The following is an 8,384-nucleotide window of genomic DNA, read 5'->3' as shown; positions in this document are numbered from 1 at the left end:
GGACAACTGTCGACAGTCTCTTAGATCCTACTAAAGGACATTCTATTTACTATCGTTTAATTCCCACATTACAGGTTTTGAAACCGCAATTTGCCTACGCCACAACCACACTAACTGGGACCATTTATCACGCATTAAATCACTCTGGAAGCATTGTTTTGGCTGCGAAAGGAACATTCGGAACGATTCAAGGTTCTCCACGCCGCACCATTCCTCCTTCGGAACGTTTTTACGCGGGTTCTGAAACCACTTTGAGAGGTTATGCCTATCGAACAGTCAGCCCGTTAAACGACAAACATAAACCTATCGGGGGACGCTCCATGATGGTCTACTCTCTTGAAACCCGAGTTCATGCCACAAAAGACTTCGGTTGGGTCGGTTTTTATGATTTCGGAAATGTGTACGCATCTCCTCTACCTGAATTAAAACACAAGTTTTTGCATGCTGTAGGCATGGGTTTGCGTTATTATACCCCCGTCGGACCTTTGCGACTGGATGTTGCATTTCCTCTGAACCGGCGCAAACATGTCGATAGTGCCTATCAAATTTATTTAAGCGTGGGGCAAGCTTTCTAATGAAAAAATTCCTTCTTTTTATTGTATGCCTGGGACTGTTGTGCGGAATTATTATCACTCTTTTACCAGAAGGGACCGTCAAGAATGCTGTCTTGCAAATGGCTTTAAAACATCTTGAAGCTTCCAGTGATTTCCGTGTGGAAATCGAGTCACCTCAACTTGAATATCCTTGCACCATCCAGGCTAAAACAGTAAGAATTTATTCCAAAAATGCTTCCATCCCATGGCTATCCGCAGAAGACATCGAAGCTTGCATTAATCCCTTTGGTTTACTTTCTTCAAAACTCAATCTGCAACACGTTTATTGCAAACATCTATTTATTCAATCACTGCCCGAAATTCCTTTTTCATCTTCTTCAGAGGCTGATTTATTGCCTCTTCCCTTCTCGATTAAATTGGGACGCTTTGAAATCAAGCAATTTAATTTATCTCCATCTGTGATTGAAAAACTTAATCTTCACACCTATATGAAAGCCGAAGAGTTTGAAAAAGGGGTGGCTTTGGTTGGTGCATTTTCCTCAAAATCTTTATTCCCTTCAGCCAAAGGGGAACTATTTATTACACCCTCTCATACCTCTGTGACCACGACATCGGCCGCTTTTACTTTGAAAAAAAATTACTCCAATTATTTTGCTCTCATCACTTTAAGTGAAACTTCCCAAGGAATTTTACAAAAACCTACATTCCTTGAGAACTCTACCCTTAGCCTTAGACTAGACGCGAACGGCAATGACAACCAATGGGAGGGCGTCGTAGAAGTTCTTTCAGAACCAAATCAAACCAACACGGATCAACTATTTTTGGAAGGATACGCAAAAGGAAATTTTGTTTATTTACCACATCAAATGCTCACTTTTCAGTCAATTGAAGGAAATACACAATTCGCTGATTTTTATGGAACGCTTAGCCTGGACTCTCAATTGGAATTGAGTCAAACCTCCTTCCATGCAGCATTTACGGATAATCCTTTTTCAATGACTGATCTTAAATTGAGCTCTGAAACGGAAATGGATATTTCGATAAAAGGGCCTCTTCTAACCCCCTCTTTACAAGCCATCTTTTATTCAGACAGCCTCGAAATAAAAGAATGGGTCATTAATCAACCCGAAATTTCATTGACGGTCTCTCCCTTTACTGATTCCATTGGACGTCTTGCCATTACAGGAAAAAAGGAACTTATTCCTTTTCATGCAAAATCATTGCTCAATTTTAATCCTGATCACTCTATTCATTTTTTTAATGCCAGCATCGATTATGCTTCATCGAACATCGAGGGAGACTTTCTTATTTTTCCCAGCACGATGACTTTTAAGGGACAAGCAAAAAGCTCGAAAATTTCACTTGCAGACTGGTTGCCTGATTGGGAAGGGACAGCTGAAGTTCAGGCCACACTCGATCGCGACCATCTTTTCATGAATGTTTGGGCAGAAAATCTGGCTTACCAACATCTATTGGCCCAAAAAGGACATCTTCAGCTAGAAGCAAAGAATATTTTTACGGCTCCTGGTGGCGACATTCAAGTTGAATTATCAAAGGGCTCATGGGAAGATATTGCTCTAGAAGAGTTGGTTTTTAAAAGTGCGTTTAGTCAAGAGACCTCCGTGTCCCCTTTTTCAATTAACCTAAAGGGCCATTACCAAAAACCCTTTCATATTAAGTCTGATGGAAAATGGAGCTATCAAAAGGAGCTGATTATTACACTCGATTCTTTATCGGGTGAAGCTTTAGACCAACCAATTTCTTTACGCGATCCTTTTGAAATCAAGTTGACAGCCGAAAAATTCGAAATATCACCTCTCTTCTTATCGATGGGCTCAGGCTACTTTTTTGCCTCCACAGAATATGCTCCAACTTTTCTACAAAGTACATTCCGCATTCATGATTTACCACTTGCGGCTGTCCATTTATTTGCCCCCCAGTTTCCCTTAAAAGGAAATGCCTCAGGACAAATCTTCCTATTCGGATCCCCAGAATCACCAAGAGGCCAGCTGAGCCTTGAGCTAACAGATGTAAAACTTGAAGAAGAAGCCTTTACCAAGTTTCCTCCCTTTAACATCTCTTTTCAGGCATCTCTCGTCGATCAACTTTTGGAGTGTACGGGACGTATTATAGGAATAGAAAAAAATCCCCTCCAAGGAGAGGCTAAAATCCCGCTTACTTTTTCCATTACACCATTCAAAGCCTACATCGATCGGGATCTTCCTTTTTCGGCAAATTTACGGGGTAAAGGGCCCCTTTCTCCTATCCTCTCTCTGTTATTTGTAGATAAAATTTCAATTGATGGAGACGTGGAGCTTCATTTAGGTATGGAGGGAACACTCAGCTCCCCTCAACTGCGTGGATACGTGGATTTACAAAATGGTTTTTTTGAAAGTATTAATGCGGGAGCCATACTTCGCTCAATTACGGCCAAAATTAGTGCCACGGGTCAACAAATGACTTTAGAGCAATTTTCTGCTAAGGACGAGAATGAAGGAACTATAAGAGGAACTGGTCGACTGTCTTTAAATGATCCTCTTTTTCCTTTCGATGCACAATTTGAATTAAATAAGCTACAGCTCCTGGATGTGGATTTCTTTCAATCGATTGCTAGTGGATCCCTCGCTCTTAAAGGCAATAAAGAAGAAGGTCTTTTATCGGGAACCTTGACCTCAAATAAAACGCAAATGACGCTTCCTAATCAAATTTCTGAGGTCGCACATGCTGTGGAAGTCACCTACATTAACGTGCCTGCGGGAGAAGCTCTCCCTGCTTCTCCCCAAATCAAAAAATCTGAATGGCCTTTAAAGTTAAATATTCAGCTTAAGCTGCCTGCAAAAGCGACTTTTGGAGCTCCCAACCTCACCTCTGAGTGGCAGGGCGATCTTATCTTAAAAGGGACGGCAGATGATCCCCTCCTTGATGGGCAGCTTAAAATTGTCAAAGGATCTTATCTCTTTAATGGGAAGCAGTTCTTGATTAAAGAGGGAACTGTCAACTTTGCAGGAGATCCAAGCAACGATACCACTTTATATGTAGTTGGCTCAATGGATTTACATCGTATTGTTGCAGAAGTCATTGTCAAGGGACCCATTAAAAATCCTACGCTTGCTCTCAATTCTAATCCCCCTATGTCGCAACAGGAAATTTTATCCTGGATCCTCTTTGGCAAAGGACTTTCAGAAATTTCCCCTTTTCAGGGAGACCAACTAACCGCTTCCTTAACAGATCTGAGCCGGCAGCAAGAAGGTCCTGATTTGCTCACACGCATTCGCAATCAAACCGGGATCGATCGGATCGATATTAATAGAAGTGGTGAGGGAGATTCTGGGGATGTTTCATTTGAAGTGGGTAAATACATCACAAGTGGAACGTATGTCTCTGTGAGTAAAAATATGGGATCCGAGAGCAACGAAGTAAATATTGAAACAAGCATTATTAAAAACTTCAAGCTGCAAGCAGGTGTCAGTGACGATGCAAATGGCCATTTTGATATCATCTGGAAATATGATTATTAAGGAATATAGTTCAAAAAAAAATTAACTCATATTTTTTTTGACCCGAAACGGTTGTTTGCATACAATCGGCTTAAATCCCAAAATGCTTTTTTTACCCTTCGCTAGTGAAATTTTATCTGCATGAATACAATGACTAAAATGCTCGCCACTCTTGGCGATTACTTTCTTCTGATTTTAAAAGTGATTTGGGTCACGATCAAGCGTCCTCCCGCATGGAGTTTGATCCGCGATCAAATGTTCGAAATCGGTGTGATGTCCCTTCCTGTTGTTGCCATCACAGGATTTTCTACCGGGCTGGTTTTAGCTGCTCAATCTTTCTTTCAGTTATCCGACAAAGGATTAGCAAGTGCCACAGGTTTAATGGTAACAAAGGCGATGATGGTTGAACTTGGTCCCATTTTAACGGCTTTTATGGTGACAGGCCGCGTCGGAGCCTCCATGTGTGCCGAATTAGGAACCATGCGTGTCACCGAGCAAATTGACGCCTTACGCTCGATGTCCGTTAACCCTTTACGCTATCTGATCGCCCCCCGCTTTATCGCTGGAACAACCATGCTCCCCCTGTTAACGATTTTCAGCTGCCTCATGGGTATTTTGGGCGGCTACTTACTTTCTGTGTATTATTATCAAATGCCCCCATCAACTTTTTTAGATCCACTCCCTCTTCACATTAAAACATTCGACATGGTAAGTGGATTGATCAAAGCATTTATTTTTGGGATTATCATTATTACCATTTCTTGTTATAGGGGATTATCGACGCGAGGAGGAGCTGCAGGTGTCGGCCGCGCCACCACAAATAGTGTTGTGATCTGCTATTCCGTTATATTGATTAGCAATTTCATCATCACCATCGGGTTGAATGGATCCTATCCCTATATTTCAGATTTTATTAGCAAGTGGTTTTAGATGCGCAAACAAATTATTATAAAAGACTTATATAAAAAATACGGAAAACTAGAGGTTCTCAAAGGACTCAACCTTGAAGTCTTTGAAGGAGAAACTTTAGTCATTCTAGGAAGATCAGGGGTTGGGAAAAGCGTTTTATTAAAGCAGATCATCGGCATTGAACAGCCAGATAGTGGCACGATCGAAATTGATGGAGAGCCCATCACTTCCCTTGAAAAAAGTCATACACCTTCTCGCATGGGAATGCTTTTCCAAGGCTCCGCTTTATTTGATTCGATGAATGTAGGAGAAAATACCGCCTTTTTTTTAAACCAACATGAAAAAAGCTTATCTGAGAATGAAATCAAAGAAAGAGTCAGCCACGCTCTCGATCTTGTTGGTTTGAGTGGCACAGAAAATATAATGCCATCCGATCTGTCGGGTGGAATGCGTAAACGAGCGGCATTAGCCCGCTTGATTGTTTACCATCCCAAAATCATCCTCTACGATGAACCCACGACAGGCCTTGACCCGATTACCGCGATGCAAATTAACGACCTTATCAATACGACCAAAAAAGAACTAAAAGCCACCAGTATTGTCGTCACGCACGATATTCGCTCTGCTATGGAAGTTGGCGACAGACTCGCCTTTCATCATGATGGCAAAATCGCGCAAATTGCTCCCAAAGAAGAATTTATGAAAATCGACGATCCCTTGTTACATGCATTTTTTGAAAATGCCATACTAACTAAAGATTTACTCGGTAGCCAGCAGACTAGGAGACCTTAATTCATGGCTGATCAAGCAAAAAACTTAATCATCGGCATTTTTGTTATCGTCGCTTTTGCGATTGTAATATTCATGTTACTTTTTTTACACCCATCCGTAGGTGACGAGGGAAAAAGGCTACGCGTAAGATTCTCGGACATTGATAAAATCTCCATTGGTACACGCGTCAATTTTGGTGGAAAACCAGTTGGGGAAGTAGCAGACATTCGTGAGCTTCAAGAAGCCATTGAAGAAAGAATTGGACGAGACGGGCATGTTTATATTTATGAATTAGAGTTGCTGGTCGATTCCGCTGTAAACGTATTTAACACAGACGAAATTTCTTTACGCACTTCCGGCCTACTCGGAGAAAGATCCGTCGCGATTACCCCTCTTCCACCAAAAGAGGGTCAAAAGCTTGAGATTGTGAATGATCAAGTGATTTATGCAAACGAATCGGGTTCTGTCGAAGATACAATTAAAGATTTGAAAGGTGTCGCTATAAAACTCGATCTAGCCTTAGATTCCATTAGCAGAGCTCTTAATGCCATGGAAGAGGAAAATGTGTGGCGTAATCTAGGAGATTCTATGCAAAATCTCAGCGACATGACAGCCGCCTTAAATAAACCCGATACCATTTCTGAAACGTTAAATAATCTGCATGACGTCACAGAAAAATTTGGAGAATCTTGGGAAAAAGTCGACGAATTATTGGATAACCTAGTTTCCACGACATCGAACACTAAAGCCATGACTAATGATGGGAAAGAAGTGTTTGCATCCATTAAAGAAGGCAAAGGAAGCCTTGGCACATTGCTAATGAAAGATGATCTCAATCTTAAAATCTCCTCTCTCCTAAGCAAAGGAGAAATTCTCATGAATGATGTTAATCACTACGGCATTCTCTTTCATTTGGATAAGCAATGGCAGAGATTGCGTGCTCGTCGGCTAAATCTCTTACAAAAGCTGTGTTCACCGCAAGAGTTTCGCAATTTCTTCAATGATGAAATTGATAAAATCTCAACTTCTCTTTCAAGAGTCTCTATGGTATTAGATGAAACAGGCTGCAACCCACCTTGTCTGCTGGAAAATGCGCAGTACAAAAAAGTGTTTGCAGAACTTCTAAGAAGACTTGCATCCACAGAAGAAGCTTTAAAAATGTACAATCAGCAAGTTGTTGATTGTGAAGTACAAAAAACCGAGTTAGTGCCTATGTGTTGTGAAGTGTGTCCCTAAAAACTTTTTGTAAGAGCTAAAAAAGATAAGGATCATTATGGAAAATGCCCCCTACTCGCAGATTCAAAAAGGAACATTCTTGATTGCCACGCCAGAAATTGATAGTGGGATTTTCTTTCGAGCAGTTGTTCTAGTTTGCGAGCATAATCCCAATGGATCATTTGGCATTATTGTAAACAAAAGCCTTGAACTTGAACTTCCTGAGGAGATTATCAACATCAATAATCTCGCAAATCCTCATGTGGGAATTCGAGCTGGTGGACCTGTTCAAACCAATCAAATGATGCTCTTACATACATCTAACCGTATTCCTAGTCAAACCCTACAAATTTGTGATAATGTCTACTTAGGCGGTGACCTGCAATTTTTGCAAGAGACCATCTCGGATGAGCAAGGCCCTCACATCCACCTTTGTTTTGGTTATGCAGGTTGGGGAGCTGGACAGCTAGAAAGAGAATTTTTAGATAGCCATTGGTTTTTACACCCAGCTTCGGCACATCACCTATTTGACACTCCACCTGAAAAACTTTGGCAGGCCCTCCTGCGCGACATGGGTGGCAAATATGCTTCACTCTCCATGATCCCTGAAGATTTGACAGTCAATTAATGCAAAATGTGGCTGCTCAGCTTTAACAGAGCAGCCACATTTATCCAGTCACAGATTGTTTTTTGGCTTGATACAGATTCCAATGAATGCGATTAATTTCATCAAGCCATTCAAGTGGCAATTTCACAGTCTCATTGGATCTCAAATACTTGATCAACTCGTGAAGACTAAATTGCTTATCTCCCCATCTTAAATGATCCCACAACTTCCAACCTAAAACATAGGAATTTCTTAGCCGCAAGGTTGTAATCTCATCTTGAGAGATGTTAGGAAGGCTCTTTTGCATAGGTATAGGGAGAGGAGAAATCGTAGAAGGAGTGGATAAAATAGAAACAAGTTCGATGGTCGCTTCTATACCCACGTTAGGATCAAAAAGATAGCTATTTGCATAGGCATAGTCAGGATGGATATAAATTGTACGAATTTCCCCTTCTTTCATACCCAACATACCTTGAGCTAACCCAGGAATTACTTCAGAAAGATTCAATGACTTTCGATTTGCTGCTGCTTCTGGAAAAAAATCGTCAAACTTTTTAATGATATAGTTAGCTATAATGTGACCGTTTTCATTTGTTAAGGTATTTCCTGTTCCTTCTTTTACGGCGAGATAGCCTAATTTAGAAGGAACAACGAAATGAATGTTATCATCTGTTGTGAGTTGTTTTAACCAATGTTCTGAAGCATTCAAATTTTTTTGACTTAAAAATAACCTTTCTTTTTCTATGAGCCGAGAAAAAACGTTTAAATCTTCTGATGAGAGATTGATCCCTCTTTGGCGCGCTTCTAAGCCAGCAATTAAAGCTTCGATTT

7 protein-coding genes are annotated in these 8,384 nt (G+C 40.9%); 6 read left to right on the top strand and 1 reads right to left on the bottom strand.

Going from position 1 to position 8,384, the window contains the following annotated elements; genetic code table 11:
- The 6 genes from AB7E63_RS12565 to AB7E63_RS12540 all read left to right on the top strand — a co-directional run.
- Positions 1-575: autotransporter assembly complex protein TamA (locus AB7E63_RS12565; protein WP_428419610.1), on the top strand; the 575-nt coding region annotated here is incomplete at its 5' end.
- The gene (locus tag AB7E63_RS12560) at positions 575-4,072 is read left to right on the top strand and encodes a translocation/assembly module TamB domain-containing protein (protein ID WP_428419609.1); all 3,498 of its coding nucleotides are present in this window, start codon (positions 575-577) and stop codon (positions 4,070-4,072) included. The genes AB7E63_RS12565 and AB7E63_RS12560, both read left to right, overlap by 1 nt.
- Before the next feature lie 129 nt (positions 4,073-4,201).
- Positions 4,202-4,981: an MlaE family ABC transporter permease gene (locus tag AB7E63_RS12555; RefSeq protein WP_013924594.1), complete on the top strand. Its 780-nt coding sequence runs from the start codon at positions 4,202-4,204 to the stop codon at positions 4,979-4,981.
- Entirely contained in the window at positions 4,982-5,752 is a 771-nt protein-coding gene (locus AB7E63_RS12550) for an ABC transporter ATP-binding protein (RefSeq protein WP_006341892.1), read from the top strand.
- Positions 5,753-5,755: 3 nt separating this feature from the next.
- Positions 5,756-6,967: an MlaD family protein gene (locus tag AB7E63_RS12545; RefSeq protein ID WP_006341893.1), complete on the top strand. Its 1,212-nt coding sequence runs from the start codon at positions 5,756-5,758 to the stop codon at positions 6,965-6,967.
- A gap of 37 nt (positions 6,968-7,004) precedes the next feature.
- Positions 7,005-7,574: a YqgE/AlgH family protein gene (locus AB7E63_RS12540; protein ID WP_006341894.1), complete on the top strand. Its 570-nt coding sequence runs from the start codon at positions 7,005-7,007 to the stop codon at positions 7,572-7,574.
- A gap of 40 nt (positions 7,575-7,614) precedes the next feature.
- On the opposite strand, the gene AB7E63_RS12535 is transcribed toward AB7E63_RS12540, so the two are convergent.
- Positions 7,615-8,384 (bottom strand): FKBP-type peptidyl-prolyl cis-trans isomerase (locus AB7E63_RS12535; RefSeq protein ID WP_428419608.1); only part of this gene is annotated, 770 nt, incomplete at its 5' end.

The organism is Parachlamydia sp. (genome assembly GCF_050255895.1).
GTDB classification, from domain to species: domain Bacteria; phylum Chlamydiota; class Chlamydiia; order Chlamydiales; family Parachlamydiaceae; genus Parachlamydia; species Parachlamydia acanthamoebae.
The sequence above is the reverse complement of the archived record's forward strand: the minus strand, read 5'-3'. Positions and strand labels throughout refer to the sequence as shown.

Excerpts from the sequence above, each read along its gene's own strand:
- AB7E63_RS12560 (WP_428419609.1), top strand. The coding sequence starts at position 575 with ATGAAAAAATTCCTTCTTTTTATTGTATGCCTGGGACTGTTGTGCGGA.
- AB7E63_RS12555 (WP_013924594.1), top strand. The coding sequence starts at position 4,202 with ATGACTAAAATGCTCGCCACTCTTGGCGATTACTTTCTTCTGATTTTA.
- AB7E63_RS12550 (WP_006341892.1), top strand. The coding sequence starts at position 4,982 with ATGCGCAAACAAATTATTATAAAAGACTTATATAAAAAATACGGAAAA.
- AB7E63_RS12545 (WP_006341893.1), top strand. The coding sequence starts at position 5,756 with ATGGCTGATCAAGCAAAAAACTTAATCATCGGCATTTTTGTTATCGTC.
- AB7E63_RS12540 (WP_006341894.1), top strand. The coding sequence starts at position 7,005 with ATGGAAAATGCCCCCTACTCGCAGATTCAAAAAGGAACATTCTTGATT.